Source organism: Microvirga sp. P4_A5 (genome assembly GCF_056402495.1).
This window is the reverse complement of the sequence record NZ_JBFUHH010000100.1, coordinates 1-14,950: the sequence shown is the minus strand read 5'-3', so window position 1 is coordinate 14,950 and position 14,950 is coordinate 1. Positions and strand designations below refer to the sequence as shown.

The 14,950-nt window shown below is 65.3% G+C and carries 17 protein-coding genes; 6 read left to right on the top strand and 11 right to left on the bottom strand.

Annotation, left to right across the window (positions count from 1 at the left end; translation table 11 throughout):
• Positions 1-42 precede the first annotated feature (42 nt).
• The gene (locus AC1DVM_RS19280; protein ID WP_477257085.1) at positions 43-1,224 is read right to left on the bottom strand and encodes a pyridoxal phosphate-dependent aminotransferase; all 1,182 of its coding nucleotides are present in this window, start codon (positions 1,222-1,224) and stop codon (positions 43-45) included.
• A 215-nt stretch (positions 1,225-1,439) separates the two neighbouring features.
• Between AC1DVM_RS19280 and AC1DVM_RS19275 the strand changes: the two genes are divergently transcribed.
• From AC1DVM_RS19275 to aat, 5 genes are all read left to right on the top strand, one after another.
• Positions 1,440-2,216, top strand: a complete 777-nt coding sequence (locus AC1DVM_RS19275) for a DsbA family protein (RefSeq protein ID WP_477257083.1) — start codon at positions 1,440-1,442, stop codon at positions 2,214-2,216.
• A 194-nt stretch (positions 2,217-2,410) separates the two neighbouring features.
• Positions 2,411-2,878 (top strand): type II 3-dehydroquinate dehydratase, encoded by a 468-nt coding sequence (aroQ, locus tag AC1DVM_RS19270; protein ID WP_477257081.1) that lies wholly within the window; start codon positions 2,411-2,413, stop codon positions 2,876-2,878.
• Positions 2,879-2,920: 42 nt separating this feature from the next.
• Positions 2,921-3,394 (top strand): acetyl-CoA carboxylase biotin carboxyl carrier protein, encoded by a 474-nt coding sequence (gene accB, locus AC1DVM_RS19265; protein WP_477257079.1) that lies wholly within the window; start codon positions 2,921-2,923, stop codon positions 3,392-3,394.
• A gap of 5 nt (positions 3,395-3,399) precedes the next feature.
• Positions 3,400-4,764, top strand: coding sequence for an acetyl-CoA carboxylase biotin carboxylase subunit (gene accC, locus AC1DVM_RS19260; RefSeq protein WP_477257077.1), 1,365 nt, complete (start codon positions 3,400-3,402; stop codon positions 4,762-4,764).
• A gap of 99 nt (positions 4,765-4,863) precedes the next feature.
• Positions 4,864-5,547, top strand: coding sequence for a leucyl/phenylalanyl-tRNA--protein transferase (gene aat / locus AC1DVM_RS19255; RefSeq protein ID WP_477257075.1), 684 nt, complete (start codon positions 4,864-4,866; stop codon positions 5,545-5,547).
• Here the strand turns inward: aat and AC1DVM_RS19250 are convergent, their stop codons facing one another.
• The 6 genes from AC1DVM_RS19250 to yajC all read right to left on the bottom strand — a co-directional run bounded on the left by AC1DVM_RS19250 (position 5,548) and on the right by yajC (position 10,516).
• On the bottom strand, positions 5,548-6,177 hold the full coding sequence (locus AC1DVM_RS19250) for a DUF2155 domain-containing protein (RefSeq protein ID WP_477257073.1): 630 nt from the start codon (positions 6,175-6,177) through the stop codon (positions 5,548-5,550). It lies immediately after the preceding gene.
• A 160-nt stretch (positions 6,178-6,337) separates the two neighbouring features.
• Positions 6,338-7,189 carry a phytoene/squalene synthase family protein gene (locus AC1DVM_RS19245; protein ID WP_477257071.1) on the bottom strand — a complete coding sequence of 284 codons (852 nt, stop codon included), beginning with the start codon at positions 7,187-7,189 and terminating at the stop codon, positions 6,338-6,340.
• A 1-nt stretch (position 7,190) separates the two neighbouring features.
• A complete protein-coding gene (locus AC1DVM_RS19240) occupies positions 7,191-7,580 on the bottom strand; it encodes an Mth938-like domain-containing protein (RefSeq protein WP_477257069.1) in 390 nt (129 codons plus the stop codon).
• Positions 7,581-7,585: 5 nt separating this feature from the next.
• Entirely contained in the window at positions 7,586-8,524 is a 939-nt protein-coding gene (gene secF / locus AC1DVM_RS19235) for a protein translocase subunit SecF (RefSeq protein ID WP_477257067.1), read from the bottom strand.
• A 12-nt stretch (positions 8,525-8,536) separates the two neighbouring features.
• Positions 8,537-10,144, bottom strand: coding sequence for a protein translocase subunit SecD (gene secD, locus AC1DVM_RS19230; RefSeq protein WP_477257065.1), 1,608 nt, complete (start codon positions 10,142-10,144; stop codon positions 8,537-8,539).
• A 36-nt stretch (positions 10,145-10,180) separates the two neighbouring features.
• Positions 10,181-10,516 (bottom strand): preprotein translocase subunit YajC, encoded by a 336-nt coding sequence (gene yajC / locus AC1DVM_RS19225; RefSeq protein ID WP_477257063.1) that lies wholly within the window; start codon positions 10,514-10,516, stop codon positions 10,181-10,183.
• 200 nt (positions 10,517-10,716) lie between these two features.
• On the opposite strand from yajC, the gene AC1DVM_RS19220 reads away from it, so the two are divergent.
• Entirely contained in the window at positions 10,717-11,613 is an 897-nt protein-coding gene (locus AC1DVM_RS19220; RefSeq protein WP_477257061.1) for an ATP-binding protein, read from the top strand.
• A 196-nt stretch (positions 11,614-11,809) separates the two neighbouring features.
• Here AC1DVM_RS19220 and AC1DVM_RS19215 read toward each other — a convergent pair whose 3' ends face one another.
• The 4 genes from AC1DVM_RS19215 to AC1DVM_RS19200 all read right to left on the bottom strand — a co-directional run.
• On the bottom strand, positions 11,810-12,982 hold the full coding sequence (locus tag AC1DVM_RS19215) for a peptidoglycan DD-metalloendopeptidase family protein (protein ID WP_477257059.1): 1,173 nt from the start codon (positions 12,980-12,982) through the stop codon (positions 11,810-11,812).
• Positions 12,983-13,098: 116 nt separating this feature from the next.
• A complete protein-coding gene (locus AC1DVM_RS19210) occupies positions 13,099-13,812 on the bottom strand; it encodes a protein-L-isoaspartate O-methyltransferase family protein (protein WP_477257057.1) in 714 nt (237 codons plus the stop codon).
• 15 nt (positions 13,813-13,827) lie between these two features.
• Positions 13,828-14,589, bottom strand: coding sequence for a 5'/3'-nucleotidase SurE (gene surE / locus AC1DVM_RS19205; protein WP_477257055.1), 762 nt, complete (start codon positions 14,587-14,589; stop codon positions 13,828-13,830).
• Position 14,590: 1 nt separating this feature from the next.
• On the bottom strand, positions 14,591-14,950 hold a 360-nt coding region (locus AC1DVM_RS19200), incomplete at its 5' end, for an aminoacyl--tRNA ligase-related protein (protein ID WP_477257053.1).

Below are 14,950 nucleotides of genomic sequence, written 5' to 3'. Positions count from 1 at the left end.
GACCTCTCCCTCAGGGAGAGGTGAAGCGGGGGCAGGCTCGACCTACTTCAACCATCCCGCGAGGCGGGAGATCGTCTCGCGACAATCGTTTTCGGAGCCCGCGAAGGAAACGCGCAGGTAATGCGCGCCCTCGACGGGGTCGAAATCCAAACCCGGCGTCGCGGCGACGCCGGTCTCCTCCAGCATGCGTTTGCAGAACGCGATGGAATCGTTCGTGTAGCGGGCGATATCCGCATAGATATAGAAGGCGCCATCCACCGGATGCATGTCGGCGATGCCGATGCGGGGCAGTTCCTGCAGCAGGATGGCGCGGTTGCGGGCGTAGCCCGCCTTCACGGCCTCCAACTCATCGATGGCGTCGAAGGCCGCCAAGGCGGCGACCTGGGAGAGATAGGGCGGCGAGATGTAGAGATTCTGGGCCAGCCGCTCGATGGGCCGCACGACCCGTTCCGGCACCACCATCCAGCCGATGCGCCAGCCCGTCATGCAGTAATATTTCGAGAACGAGTTGATGATGATCGCATCTTCGTCCGACGACAGGGCCGTGGAGGCCGGGGCCGCATAGGTCAGGCCGTGATAGATCTCGTCCGAGATGAACCAGAGTCCGAGACGGCGGCACAGGGAACCGAGTTCGGCAAGGGCGTCCCGTCCGATCATCGTTCCGGAGGGATTGGCGGGGCTCATGGCGAGAATGCCGTGGAGCGGCTTTTCCGCATGCGCGATGGCGACGGCCTCGGCGGTCATGATCCAGCCATCGGCCGCGGCGAGCGGGATCACGACCGGTTCGAGATCGAGCGCCTCCATGATGTTGCGATAGGCCGGATAGCCCGGCGCCGTGATGGCGATGCGCTGGCCGGGATCGAAGAGGCTGAGAAAGGCCAGGACGAAGCCCGCGGACGAACCGGTCGTCACGATGACCCTTTCGGGCGCCACGCTCACGCCGTAGCTGTCGCGATAATGGCGTGCGATGCGCTCCCGCAACGGCTGAAGGCCAAGCGCCTCCGTGTAGCCGATGCGCCCGAGATCGAGGGCGGCCTTGGCGGCTTCGCGGGCGGCGCGAGGCGCCGGCGCCGAGGGCTGCCCGACCTCCATGTGGATGACGCTGTCGCCCCGCCTTTCTTTCGCCGCGGCGGCGCTCAACACGTCCATGGCCAGAAACGACGACACCCGCTCCATGCGGCGCGCGACAGCGGGAAGGTGAGGGTCAGGGAGTGCTTTTCTCATGCGCGGGTCCTAGCCCCTTGCCGGTCGCGTCTCAAGGCCCCGCGGCGGGCGGCATGACCTCCACGAAGGCGTGAATTGAGCTCTACGGGCGAAACCGCTAGTTCTGTGGGAGAATCAGGCGGCCTTCGCCGCCCATAATTTGACCTCGGTTTCGCGCGAGACAATCCGCCGCCTGCCGGCGACAGGGGCTTCAGTGCTCCCAACAAGGACCAAAGATGCGTTTTTCACTGTTCCATTCGCTCCCGGCCGTCGCACTTCTCGGCGCCATGACGTTCGCCGTGCCGGCAACAGCCCAGAATCCGGCCTTTTCGGAGCCGCAGCGCCAGGCCATCGGCGAGATCGTGCGGGAATACCTTTTGAAGAACCCCGAGGTCATCACCGAGGTCATCGCCGAACTGGAGAAGCGCCAGGCCGATGCCCAGCGGGTCTCGCAGGCCGGCGCCCTGAAGGAGACGCGCCAAATGCTCCTGAACTCACCCCATTCGCTGGTCGTCGGCAACCCCACCGGGGATGTTACCCTGGTGGAGTTCTTCGACTACAATTGCGGCTATTGCAAAAAGGCGCTCGGGGACGTTCGCGCCCTCATCAAGAACGACCCGAAGCTTCGCATCGTGTTGAAGGATTTCCCCGTTCTCGGCCCGGATTCGGTCGAGGCGAGCCGCGTCGGGCTCGCGGTCAAGAACCAGCTCCAGGGCGAGAAGCTTCTCGATTACCACGTCAAGCTGATGGATAGCCGGGGCCGGGTGAACGGCGAACGGGCCCTCGCGGTGGCCAAGGAAATGGGCCTCGACGTCGCGCGCCTGCAAAAGGAAATGGCCGGGGCGGAAGTCCGCGCCGCCATCGAGGAAAATGCCGGCCTCGGCGACAAGCTCGGCCTGACCGGCACGCCGGCCTTCATCGTCGGCGAGGAGATCATCCCCGGGGCCGTCGGGCTCGAGCCGCTCCGGCAGGTCGTCGCCAATACCCGGCAATGCGGCAAGGCCAGTTGCTGACGGGCTCAGCACTTGACCCTGAGGAGGGGAGCCGATCCGGCGTCCCGACGCCCCTTCCCGACCCCGCCTTCGCGGCGGGACCGGTCGCACTGGCTTTGGAAAGGTCCGGTTTTTCCCTTCCCCCGTGGCGGCGTTTTGGCTAAGACGGCCTTTCGGCTCCATTTTCTGGTGCTATCCGGAAGATCCCTCTCGCAATGATCACCATCCACGTCCTCAACGGACCGAACCTCAATCTTCTCGGCCGCCGGGAGCCGCAGATCTATGGCAGCCTGACGCTGGCCGATATCGAGCGGCAGGTTCGCGACAAGGCGGTCGCTTTGGGCGCCTCGGTGACGTTTCGGCAGTCCAATCACGAGGGCCAGTTGGTGGATTGGATTCAGGAAGCCGGGTCGCAAGGCGCGGGCGTCGTCATCAATGCGGGCGCCTACACCCACACCTCGGTTGCGCTCAGGGACGCCATCTCGGGCAGCGGCGCGCCGACGGTCGAGGTTCATATCTCCAACGTTCACGCTCGCGAGAGCTTTCGTCATCGCTCGCTCATGGCCCCGGTCGCGCTCGGGGTGATCTGCGGTTTCGGGCCGATGAGCTATCTGCTGGGCTTGGAGGCCGTCCACCATGCGCTGGCCGAACGGGCTCGCCAGGAAAAGCCCTCAAAGCATTAGTTTCACAGGACATTCGTTCCTCAACGATTAGAGGTTTGCCTCATGGCCAAAGAAAACCCTTTCGATCCCGATCTCGTGCGTGAGCTCGCGGCCCTGATCTCCGACACGGACCTGACCGAGATCGAAGTCGAAAAAGGCGACCTGCGCATCCGCGTCGCCCGGATGGTGACCGCCGCGGCCGTTTCCTATGCGCCGCCTCCGGCGATGCAGAATGCGGTCGTCGCACCGCCTCCGACCCTCGCCGAGGCCGCCTCGACCGCGAAGGCCGCCGCCGCCGCCCATGCGGGCGCTGTGCTGTCGCCCATGGTCGGGACCGCCTATCGCAAGCCCTCCCCCGAGGCGAAGAACTTCGTCGAGGTCGGCTCCAAGGTGCAGGTGGGCGACAAGGTTCTGCTCGTCGAGGCCATGAAGACTTTCAACGAGATCACGGCGCCGCGCGCCGGCACCGTGACGGCGATCTATGTCGAAGACGGAACGCCCGTCGAATATGGCGAACCGCTGTTCGTCATCGAGTGATGGCGATGTTCGACAAGATCCTCATCGCCAACCGGGGCGAGATCGCCCTGCGCATCCTCCGGGCCGCGAAGGAACTGGGCATCGCCACCGTGGCGGTCCATTCCACGGCGGACGCCGACGCCATGCATGTGCGCCTCGCCGACGAGAGCGTCTGCATCGGCCCGCCGGCCGCCCGCGACAGCTACCTCAACATTCCGGCGCTGATCGCCGCCTGCGAGATCACCGGCGCGGACGCCATCCATCCCGGCTATGGCTTCCTGTCCGAGAACGCGCGTTTCGCGGAGGTGCTGGAGCATCACCACATCGCCTTCATCGGCCCCAAGGCGGAGCATATCCGCATCATGGGCGACAAGATCGAAGCCAAGCGCACCGCCAAGCGCCTCGGCATCCCCTGCGTCCCCGGCTCCGAGGGCGGCGTCACCGACGAGGGTGAAGCGCTGCGCATCGCCCGCGACATCGGCTACCCCGTCATCATCAAGGCCGCCGCCGGCGGCGGCGGGCGTGGCATGAAGGTGGCGCGAACGGAGGCCGATCTCGTTCACGCGCTCCAGACGGCGCGGACGGAGGCCAAGGCGGCTTTCGGCGACGATGCGGTCTACATCGAGAAATTTCTCGAAAAGCCCCGCCATATCGAAATCCAGGTTCTCGGCGACGGTCGCGGAAACGCCATTCATCTGGGCGAGCGCGATTGCTCGCTGCAGCGACGGCACCAGAAGGTCTGGGAGGAAGGCCCCTCGCCCGCCCTCAATGTCGAGATGCGCGAGCGGATCGGCAATGTGTGCGCAAAGGCCATGCAGGATCTGCAATATAGCGGCGCGGGCACCATCGAGTTCCTGTACGAGGACGGCGAGTTCTACTTCATCGAGATGAACACCCGCATCCAGGTCGAGCATCCGGTGACGGAGATGATCACCGGCATCGACCTCGTCAACGAACAGATCCGCATCGCCGCCGGCGCGCCGCTCTCGGTCAAGCAGAGCGACGTCCGGTTCGATGGTCACGCCATCGAGTGCCGCGTCAATGCCGAGCATCCCTCGACCTTCCGGCCATCCCCGGGCACCATCAGCTACTTCCACACCCCCGGGGGCCTCGGCGTGCGCGTCGACTCGGCGGCCTACCAGGGCTACCGCATTCCGCCGCATTACGACTCGCTGGTGGGCAAGCTCATCGTCCATGGCCGCACCCGCAACGAATGCCTGATGCGGCTGCGCCGGGCCCTCGACGAATTCGTCGTCGATGGCGTCGACACGACCCTGCCGCTGTTCCGGACCCTCGTGCGCAATCCCGACATTCAGAACGGCCAATACGACATCCACTGGCTCGAACACTTCCTGAAGACCGGCGGGATCGAGGACGTGGACAACATCTGACGGGGCGCGGATGCCGCTCGCGAAAACTTATCTTCTGCCCGCCTGACTTTCGGCGCGGCTGGGCTTATTCTCGATTGGCAACCAGATGGTTTTGGCCGAATGAGCAGGGCATCCGATCGCGCTCTCGAAATCACCCCCGAGATCCTTCTCAGGGCGTATGCGGCCGGGATCTTCCCGATGGCCGAGGATGCGAACGACCCGACCCTGTTCTGGGTCGAGCCACGGGATCGCGGTATCATTCCCCTGCGGGGGTTTCACATTTCCAAACGGCTGGCCCGGACGGTCCGGTCCGACCAGTTCGAGATCCGTGTGGACCAGGATTTCGACGCCGTCATCGCGGGCTGCGCGGCGCCGGACTTCGACCGTGAGAAGACCTGGATCAGCGGCCGCATCCGCAGGCTCTACGGCGAATTGTTCGATGCCGGTTTCTGCCACACGGTGGAGGTCTACCGGGACGACCGCCTGGTCGGCGGGCTCTACGGCGTGCGGCTGCAGGGCGCGTTCTTCGGCGAGAGCATGTTCCACCGCGAGCGCGACGCCTCGAAGGTGGCCCTCGTCCATCTCGTCGCCCGGCTGAGAAAAGGCGGTTTCACGCTGCTCGACACCCAATTCGTGACGCCGCATCTGGCGCAGTTCGGCGCCAGCGAAGTTCCGCGGCGGACCTACAAGCAGATGCTGCGCGCCGCCATGGACCACGACGCTCGATGGGACGTCTGGCCGCGCGATACCATCCTCAGCGGCGAAGAAGCCCTCTTGGCGATTGCCGAGGCCGAACGGCGGTGATCAGCGGTMGTTGGTCCGCTCGTTGTTGATGATCGGCGCCTGCGGAGCGCGCCGCACGGGTGTCGGCTGGCGCAGCGGAGCGGCTTCGACGGGTGGCGGCGGCGCGGCCTGACCGCCCGCGATGGGCGGGGGCGCCATAATATCGCCAGGGCGGCTATCGCCGGGTCGGGACGCCTCGGTGGCCGGGGGGCGCGCATCCTCGATCGGCGGCAATTCCTCGGCCACGTCCTTCGGCTCGGGGATGATTTCCTTCCCGCCTTTGCAATCGACGAGCCAGATATCGTAGACCGGATGCTCGATGCCGTGCAGGCCCGGGCTCGACGCGAACATCCAGCCGGAGAAGACCTTCCGCGTTTTGCCGTCGGTCCCGGTCTCTTCCACCTCGACGAACGAGGTGGTGTTCGGGTTTTCATTGGGAGGCTTGGTGAAACAGACGCGCGCCTGCATCTGCAGCGCGCCGAACTGAACGGTTTCGTCGATCCCCACCTCGAAGGAAACGATGCGGCCGGTGATCTTGTCGAGGCCGGAGAAGACGGCGGTCGGGTTTTTGATGCGATCCGCCAGGGCGCCGCTCGCGCTACCGGTCAAAGCTGCGAGCAGGAGGGCGGCCCGCTTCCATCCGAGTTTCATATGGCATCCACGCTATCGACAGACTGGCCAAGCGTGGCCGTCATCACATCCAGCATCGCGTTAACACGCCAACCGTGTTGGAAAAAGGGCATGCCTCGCGAAAGGGTCTCGCGGGTGTGCATAGCGACGGCCCCGGCACCCTTGGTCGGGTTACTGGCGCTCACGCCGCCCATCCGCGCCACAGAGCCCAGATCTTGCGCCATTTCTCGACGTCGACGGGGGTGTTGAAAGGGTCGTAATCGGCCCGCTCCATCCGCCGCAGATAGGGTTCCACGAGGGCGAGCGAGCGGTAGGCCGGCTTGACGTCCGGCCTGATCGTCGCGCGCAGGCTGCGCGTCTGTTCCAGGTGCCAGCGGGCAACTGCGCGAAGGTCGCCGAGCGCACCGGCGAGACCCGGACCGCCCCGGCCGCTCACGATGTCGTCGCGGACCACGCCATGGCGCTCCAGGATCTCCGCCGGAATGTAGATCTGACCCCGCCGGGCATGCCACGGAAAGGCGCGCAGGAGCCCGGTGATCGCATAAGCGACGCCCGCATGGCCCGCCGCGTCCGCGCTGCCGGGATCGATGCCGTCGCAGAGGATGATGGACGCGAACCGGAACAGGCTGGACGAGGTCTCGCCGCAATATCCTTCGAGATCGTTCAGGCTCGGCATCGCATCGTCATAGAGATCGAACACGCGCGCATCGATCAGGTCCACGAGCGCCTGACGGGGGAGCCGGAACTTCACGATGGTATGATCGAGCGCGGCCGCGATGGGGTTCGCCTTGACGTCGCCCCGCGCCTCGCCCTGAAGCGTGTCGCGCCACCATTGCAGCCGGATCTCGCCGATCATCGCCTCGCGCACAGAATCGCGCACCCGTGCGATTTCATGGCTGAAGGCGTAGAGGGCGAAGAGATGCTGACGCTTGTCGGCGGGGGAAAACTGCGCCGCGAGAAAACGGTCCTCATCCACGTCGCGGACGAGTTCTTCGCAATGCGAATAGGCGAAAGCCAGCGCGTCGTCGGCCATGTCAGGGCACGGCGATCAGCGCGGCGCCGACCTTGCGGTTTTCCGCCAGCAGCACGTTGTAGGTGCGCGCCGCCGCGCCGGTCTGCATCACGTCGAGCCCGATGCCGGCCGCGCGGAAACGCGCGCGCCAGGATTCCGGCAGCGCGATCATCTCGGTTCCGGTGCCGAAAAGCAGCAATTCCAGCTCGGGCCCTTGCGCGAAGATCGRCGCGAGGCTCTCCGGCGTCACATCCGCCATCGCCGTGACGGGCCATGCCAGAACACCGGACGGCAACGCGAGGATCGAGCCGCGATGGGACATCTCGGCGAAGCGAAAGCCCCCATTGCCATAGGCGTCGATCAGGTGACGTCCGGGAACGAAGCCCTCATAGATCCGGCCACCGCCGCTCATCGCCCCTACTCCGCCGGCGCCACCTTGCCGCCCACCGACTTTGCCGCTTCCGAGCCGCGCAGGCCGATGTAGATCAGCATCGGCGAGGAGATGCAGATCGCCGAATAGGTGCAGATGACGACGCCGTAGAGCATCACCTGGGCAAAACCCTCGATGGCGCGCCCGCCGAAGAGCACGAGCGCCAGCAGCGACAGCGCGGTCGTGACCGCGGTCATCACCGTGCGCGACATCGTGTTGTTGATGGAGAGATTGAGTAGCTCGACCGACGGCATGGTCTTGTAGCGGCGCATGAGTTCGCGCGTACGGTCGAACACCACCACGGTCTCGTTCAACGAATAGCCCACGATGGTGAGGATCGCCGCGATGGACGTCATGTTGAATTCGTGACGGGTGATCACGAAGAACCCGAGCGTCAGCACGATGTCGTGCAGCGTTCCGATGATCGCGCCGACCGCCAATTCGCGCTCGAAGCGGAACCAGAGATAGAACAGCACCGCGACGACCGCCAGAATGATGCCGATGGTGCCCGATTGCACGAGCTCGCCCGACACGCGCGGGCCCACCGTCTCGACGCGCTGGAACTCGTATTCGCCGCCGAAGGTGTCGCGTGCTTTCTGCACGACAGCGCTCTGGGCGGCTTCGCCGCCTTCCTGAATGGCGAAGCGCAGCGAGATGCCGCCGGCGGTGCCGAATTCCTGCACCTCGACGTCGCCGAAGCCGAAGCCGTTGGCAGCCTCGCGGACCTTGCCCACGTCGGCCTGGCCCGATTTGGCCTGCAGCTCCATGAGCGTGCCGCCCTTGAAGTCGATGCCGAAATTGAGGCCGACCGTCAGCAACAGCACGACGGTCGCCACCGAGATGATGGCGGAGAACGGAAACGAGAAGCGCCGGAAGCGCATGAAGTCGAAGCGGGAGTCGTCGGGCCAGAGCCGGATGAGGCGCACGATGAGAACTCCTTAGAACGGAAGGGTTTTCGGACGCACCCAATGATACCAGAGCGCAATCATCATGCGCGTCAGGGTCACGGCGGTGAGAACCGTCGTCAGGATGCCGAGAATGAACACGACTGCGAAGCCGCGAACCGGGCCCGAGCCGAGGAAGAACAGGATCACGGCGGCGATCGCCATGGTGCTGTTGGAATCCACGATGGTGGCGAAGGCGCGGTCGAAGCCCGCCTGGATGGCCGACACCATCGAGCGTCCGGATTTGAATTCCTCGCGGATGCGCTCGTAGATCAGCACGTTGGAATCGACCGCTGTACCGATGGTGAGCACGATGCCGGCGATGCCCGGCAGCGTCAGAGTCGCCTCGAGGATCGACATGAGGCCGAAGATCAGGCCCACATGGACCACGAGCGCGATATTGGCGAAAAGGCCGAAGAGCCCATAGGTGGCGAACATGAAGATCACGACGAAGATCGTCGCCACGTAGGTGGCCTTCTTGCCCGCCTCGATCGAGTCCTGCCCGAGCCCCGGACCGACCGTGCGCTCCTCGACGATGGTCAGCTTCGCCGGCAGGGCGCCGGCGCGAAGCAGAACCGACAGATCGTTGACCTGCTGCACGGTGAAGCGGCCGGAAATCTGGCCGGCGCCACCGGTGATGGCCGACTGGATGGTGGGCGCGGAAATCACCTCGTTGTCGAGCACGATGGCGAGCGGACGGCCGATAGCCTCCGTGGTCGCCTGCCCGAAGCGCTGTGCGCCGCGCACGTTGAAGCGGAAATTGACGATGGGTTCGTTGGTGCGGCTGTCGAAAGCCGGCTGCGCATCGACAAGATCGCTGCCGTCGACGATGACGCGCCGCTCCACGGGAACGCGATTGCCGCCCTCTTCCTTCATGGGCAGCATGTCCACGTCGGCCGCGCCGGTTTGAGCGAGCAGGCGGAATTCGAGCTTCGCCGTGCGGCCCAGCAATTCCTTGAGGCGCTGCGGGTCCTGCAGACCGGGCACCTGCACGAGGATACGGTCCGCGCCCTGGCGCTGGATGCTGGGCTCGGTCGTGCCCGTGACGTCGATGCGGCGGCGGATGACTTCGATCGCCTGGTCGACGGCGCGGCGAACCTTCTCGTTCACGCCGGCTTCCGAATAGTTGAGCGCGATCAGGCCGTCAGGCGTCACCGAGACGTCGAGGTCGCGACCGCCGCCCTGCCCCAGCACGGCGCTTCCGAGCGGCTGCGACAGCTCGCGCAGCTTCGGCAGCACCTTGTCGCGATCCGCGACGTCGGGCACGCGGATCTGTGCGCCGCGCGGCGTGAGCTGGATGCCGCCCTGCGGCGTCACACGGGTCTCGCGCAGGATGCGGCGGATGTCGTCGCGAAGCTGCGTCGTCTGGGTGCGCATCAGATCCGGCACGTCGACCTCGAGCAGGACGTGCGAACCGCCCTGCAGGTCGAGACCGAGCACGATGGCGCGCGACGGCACGATCCACGACGGCACCCATCCGGGCAGCGCGCGCTGGAATGCCTCGCGTTGCTCGCGGCTCATCATGCTCGGAACGGCGAGCAACAGGCCGATGACGATGATCCCCACCGTGAAGATGATCTTCGATTTCGAGAAGCGCAGCATCGTCAGCTCAACCTTTCCAACGCAACAACCGATTCGTCAGGCCTTGACCGGCTCGCCCTTGGTGCGCACTTCGGAAATCATGGCGCGCGCCACCTTGACGTTGACGCCGTTGGCGATCTCCACGTCGATGTCCGGCGTGCCGTCGACGACCTTGGTCACCTTGCCGATGATGCCGCCCGTGGTCACGATGGTGTCGCCGCGACGAACGTTCTTGATCATCTCCTGATGCTCGCGCACCCGCTTCTGCTGCGGACGAATGATGAGGAACCACATGATGACGAAAATGAGGATGAACGGCACGAGGTTGGTGATGAGCGAGGTCGCGCCATCGCCACCGAGAAACCCTTGAGCGTAAGCGGGCGAAATGAACAAGTGGCTCTCCATGGATGATGGCGCGTGGCGGGCCTGAAACTGCCCACCCGCGCGAAATGGGGGTTGAAACGTGGCGGACTATACCGATCGACCTCGCGAAATCAATGAAGTTGCGGGCTTTTCCTCAGGAGCCCCGCATGGACCCATTCGGGTCCTTSGGTTAAGCACGGCTTTCCCTTGATCGAGCACCCGTATTCCCCATGACGCAGCCAACCTCCCCGCCCCAGTCAACGCCCGTCGCGCCCGATACCCTGGCGCTTTTTCAGCGGATCGCCGATGCGCTGGAGCGGCTCGCCCCGCCCCGGCGGCTCGAGGCGGAATTCGAGAGCGCCGACGCCTTCGTGTGGCACGCGGCGGGCCGCCGGCTCTCCCCGGTGCCCCGGGTCAACAGGGTCGAGATGAGCCTCTTGCGAGGCATCGACCGGGTGCGCGACATCCTGTCGGAGAACACGACGCGCTTCGCCAGAGGCCTGCCGGCCAACAATGCCCTGCTGTGGGGCGCGAGAGGCATGGGAAAATCCTCGCTCGTGAAGGCCGTGCACGCGGAGATCAACCACCTGCGCGACGCCTCATCCCGGCCCCTCAAGCTGATCGAGATCCATCGCGAGGACATCGAAACCCTGCCGGACCTCATGGGACTGCTCAGGACCGACCCCCACCGATTCATCATCTTCTGCGACGATCTCTCGTTCGATTCGGACGACACCTCCTACAAGTCGCTCAAGGCTGTGCTGGAAGGCGGCATCGAGGGGCGTCCCGAGAACGTGATCTTCTACGCCACCTCCAACCGTCGCCATCTGATGCCCCGCGACATGATGGATAACGAGCGCTCGACCGCCATCAATCCCGGTGAGGCGGTGGAGGAGAAGGTGTCCCTGTCGGACCGGTTCGGCCTCTGGCTCGGCTTTCACAAATGCAGCCAGGACGAATATCTCGACATGGTCTTCGCCTATGTGGACCATCTCGGCCTTCAGGCCGATCGCGAAGCCATCCGGGCCGAGGCGCTGGAATGGGCGACGACCCGTGGCGCGCGCTCCGGGCGGACCGCCTGGCAGTTCATTCAGGACCTGGCGGGCCGGCAGGGCAAGGCGATCTAGTCGATTTATCCTGCACATTGTCATGCCCGGGCTTGCCCCGGGTACCCACGTCTCTTGCCGCCGTCAAAAATCGTGGGTGGCCGGCTCAAGTCCGGCCATGACGGCGGAAGCGCAAAAAAAGGGGATGGCGGCTGAGCCCGCCATCCCCTCAAGACGACCTGCCTCGCTGGAGGCGGATCGGTAAACTTGGATCGAATTAGCCGCCGAGATGCTTCATCGGGTCGACCGGGGTCGCGCCCTTTCGGATCTCGAAATGGAGTTGCGGCGAGGTCACGTTGCCGGTCTGGCCCGAGGTGGCGATGACCTGGCCGCGCTTCACCGTCTCGCCGCGCTTCACGCTGAGCGCGCCGTTATGGGCGTAGGCCGAGACGAAGCCGTTCTCGTGCCGGATCAGCACCAGATTGCCGTAGCCCTTCACCTCGCTGCCCGCGTAGGTGACCGTGCCGGCCTCGGTGGCCTTGACGGGCGTGCCTTCCGGCACCGCGATATTGATGCCCTCGTTGCCGCCGTTGGCGCCGAACCCGGCGATGACGCGGCCACGGGCGGGCCAGCGGAAATCACCTGAATTGTCGTTCGAGACGCTGGCGGTCTGTTCGGGATCGGCGACCGGAGCCTTGGCGGCTGGCGCGGCCACGGGCGCGGGTTCGACGACCGGCGCGACAGGAGCCGGCTTGATGGGCTTCGCCTCGGGAAGCGACGCAACCTTCTGGGCGGCGGGCGCAGGCGCGGGCGCCGACATCACGGGCTCCGACGTCGCCGATGCGACCCTGACCGGCTGGCTCGAGGCCATCCCCGGACGGACGCGCTTCGGCGCTTCGGCGACTTCGACCTCGGCCTTGTTCTTGGAGGAATCGACGAGACGGAACTTCGTCTGGCCGGCAGGAGCGGATGCGGGGCTGGAGACGGCCCGCACGGGAGCCGAGGCCACCTGCGTCTGGACGGCGGAGCCATGTGCGGGAATGGTCAGGCGGGTGCCGGGGGTGATCTGGTTGGCGTTCTGCATCCCGTTCGCCGCGAGGATCTGGCTCGCCGGCACGCCGTAGCGCTGGGAAATCATGGTCAGGCTGTCGTTTGGCGAAACCGTGATCTGGGTGCCGCTTCCCGAACGGGAGGCCTGTGACTGGATCGGAGGCAGGGATTGCGACTGCACGGAGGCTGTCTGCATCGGCGCCTGCTGCGCGGGGGCCTGATTGCCGCCCTGAGCGCTGCTGGTTTCCACCCTCGCGCTGCTCGCGAACGGGTTGGAAAACGGCGTATCCGCAAACCGCATGGTGTCGGAACTGCACGCTGCAGCCGCACTACCGATCAAGCTCACCAGAGCGATCCGCGATACCGCGACCCAATGCCCCGAACCCACACGCTGACGCATAATCCACCCCAACCACAACGCAAACTCGATGGCGTGATTAAAAACAGATTCAGGTTAAGCATCCGTTGCTGCGCCAGCCTTTGTGGCAACATTATGCGATTTTTTTCACGACCCTTTCAGAGCGTCGTGGCGGCCCCTCCCAACAGAGAGGACAGGCGAAGATTGGCGCCGTAATCCTGTCGGTATTCGCCGTCATCGAGACGGTCCACGCGCACGAGTCGCGGCAGGCTCTCGGTGGTGAGCGCGCCGATCACGCGCCCGCCGGGGCCGATCAGGGACAGGAGCGCCGCCGGAATATCGGGCCAGGCTCCGTTGAGAAGGATGCGGTCGAACCGCTCGCGCGGACGCGCGGCGAGCCCGTCGCCGGTCTCGATGCGCACGTTCGTGGCCTCGACGATCTTGAGATGCTGGACGGCGCTGTCTGCCAGCGTGTTGAAGCGCTCGATCGAGACCACCTCGGCGCCGAGCCGTGCGAGGAGCGCCGTCACATAGCCGCTGCCGGTGCCGATTTCGAGAACGCGCTGGCCGGACTGGAGGCCGAGCGCCAGCAGCATCGTCGCTACCGTGCGCGGCGCCGTCATCGTCTGTCCGCAAGGGAGCGGGAGCGAGACGTCGGTGCGCGACAGATCCGTGAAGCGTCGCGGCGCGAAGACTTCGCGCGGCACGAGTTCCATGGCGCGCAGAAGGCCGGTATCGCGGATGCCGCGCGCGCGCAGCGACAGGATGAAGGAGGCAACGCCGACCGCTTCGCCATCCGCGCCGTCATAATCCGGCTCATCCGCGTCGAACGGCAAATGCATCTGGTTCGCTCGCGGAATTTTGCCTGTCATGGCGGTTGGTGTTTCCTAGTCGTACAATTGCGCGTAACGGGTCAACGTCGGCTCATCGGTCATGTCGAGGCGCAAAGGCGTGATGGCAATGCGTCGATTGGCGATGGCCCACAAATCGGTGCCGTTGCCGGGCGTGAAGGGACGCCTTTCGAACCCGATCCAGAAGTACGCGTTGCCGCGCCCGTCCGCGCGCTCGTCGAGTTTGAGAAGTTCCTGCGTACGAACACCCTGGTTCACCACCGCGGCRCCTTCGACCTCTTCGGGCTCGCAATCGGGGAAATTGACGTTTACCAGAATGCCCTTGTCGATTCCCGCATCGAGGATGCGCCGCACGACTTTCGGTCCGTGATGCTCGGCGCAGTTCCATTTCAGGTTCTTGCGATTGCCCGCGCTGTAGGCCTGCGAGAGCGCGATCGACGGAATGCCGAGGATGGTGCCTTCGATGGCGCCCGCGACGGTTCCCGAATAGCTCACATCCTCGGCGACGTTCTGGCCGCGATTGACGCCGGAGAGAACGAGATCGGGTTTCGACTCGCGCATGAGATGGCGCACACCCATGATGACGCAATCGGTGGGCGTGCCCTTGACGGCGAAATGCCGATCGGAAATCTCGCGCAGCCGCAGCGGATCGTTGAGCGACAGCGAATGCGCCACGCCGCTCTGATCCGTTTCGGGCGCCACCACCCACACGTCGTCGGAGAGAGCGCGCGCGATCGCCTCGAGAGTCTGGAGACCGGGAGCGTGGATGCCGTCGTCGTTGGTGCAGAGAATGCGCATGTCAATCCTGTCGTTCGATGCGGGTGATGCCGCCCATATAGGGCTGCAGCGCCGACGGAATCGTGACGCTGMCGTCTTCGTTCTGATAGTTTTCGAGAACCGCCACGAGCGTGCGTCCGACAGCAAGGCCCGAGCCGTTGAGGGTGTGGACGAAGCGCGGGCTCTTGTCGCCAGCCGCGCGATAGCGCGCATTCATGCGCCGCGCCTGAAAATCCGTGCAGACGGAGCAGCTCGAAATCTCGCGATACATCCCCTGCCCCGGCAGCCACACCTCGATGTCGTAGGTCTTGGCGGAGGCAAAGCCCATGTCTCCTGTGCACAGGGTCATGGTGCGGAACGGCAGGTCGAGCCTCTTCAGCAC

Coding starts and splice junctions, on each gene's coding strand:
- AC1DVM_RS19280 (WP_477257085.1), bottom strand. CDS start 1,224: ATGAGAAAAGCACTCCCTGACCCTCACCTTCCCGCTGTCGCGCGCCGC.
- AC1DVM_RS19275 (WP_477257083.1), top strand. CDS start 1,440: ATGCGTTTTTCACTGTTCCATTCGCTCCCGGCCGTCGCACTTCTCGGC.
- aroQ (WP_477257081.1), top strand. CDS start 2,411: ATGATCACCATCCACGTCCTCAACGGACCGAACCTCAATCTTCTCGGC.
- accB (WP_477257079.1), top strand. CDS start 2,921: ATGGCCAAAGAAAACCCTTTCGATCCCGATCTCGTGCGTGAGCTCGCG.
- accC (WP_477257077.1), top strand. CDS start 3,400: ATGTTCGACAAGATCCTCATCGCCAACCGGGGCGAGATCGCCCTGCGC.
- aat (WP_477257075.1), top strand. CDS start 4,864: ATGAGCAGGGCATCCGATCGCGCTCTCGAAATCACCCCCGAGATCCTT.
- AC1DVM_RS19245 (WP_477257071.1), bottom strand. CDS start 7,189: ATGGCCGACGACGCGCTGGCTTTCGCCTATTCGCATTGCGAAGAACTC.
- secD (WP_477257065.1), bottom strand. CDS start 10,144: ATGCTGCGCTTCTCGAAATCGAAGATCATCTTCACGGTGGGGATCATC.
- AC1DVM_RS19220 (WP_477257061.1), top strand. CDS start 10,717: ATGACGCAGCCAACCTCCCCGCCCCAGTCAACGCCCGTCGCGCCCGAT.
- AC1DVM_RS19215 (WP_477257059.1), bottom strand. CDS start 12,982: ATGCGTCAGCGTGTGGGTTCGGGGCATTGGGTCGCGGTATCGCGGATC.
- AC1DVM_RS19210 (WP_477257057.1), bottom strand. CDS start 13,812: ATGACAGGCAAAATTCCGCGAGCGAACCAGATGCATTTGCCGTTCGAC.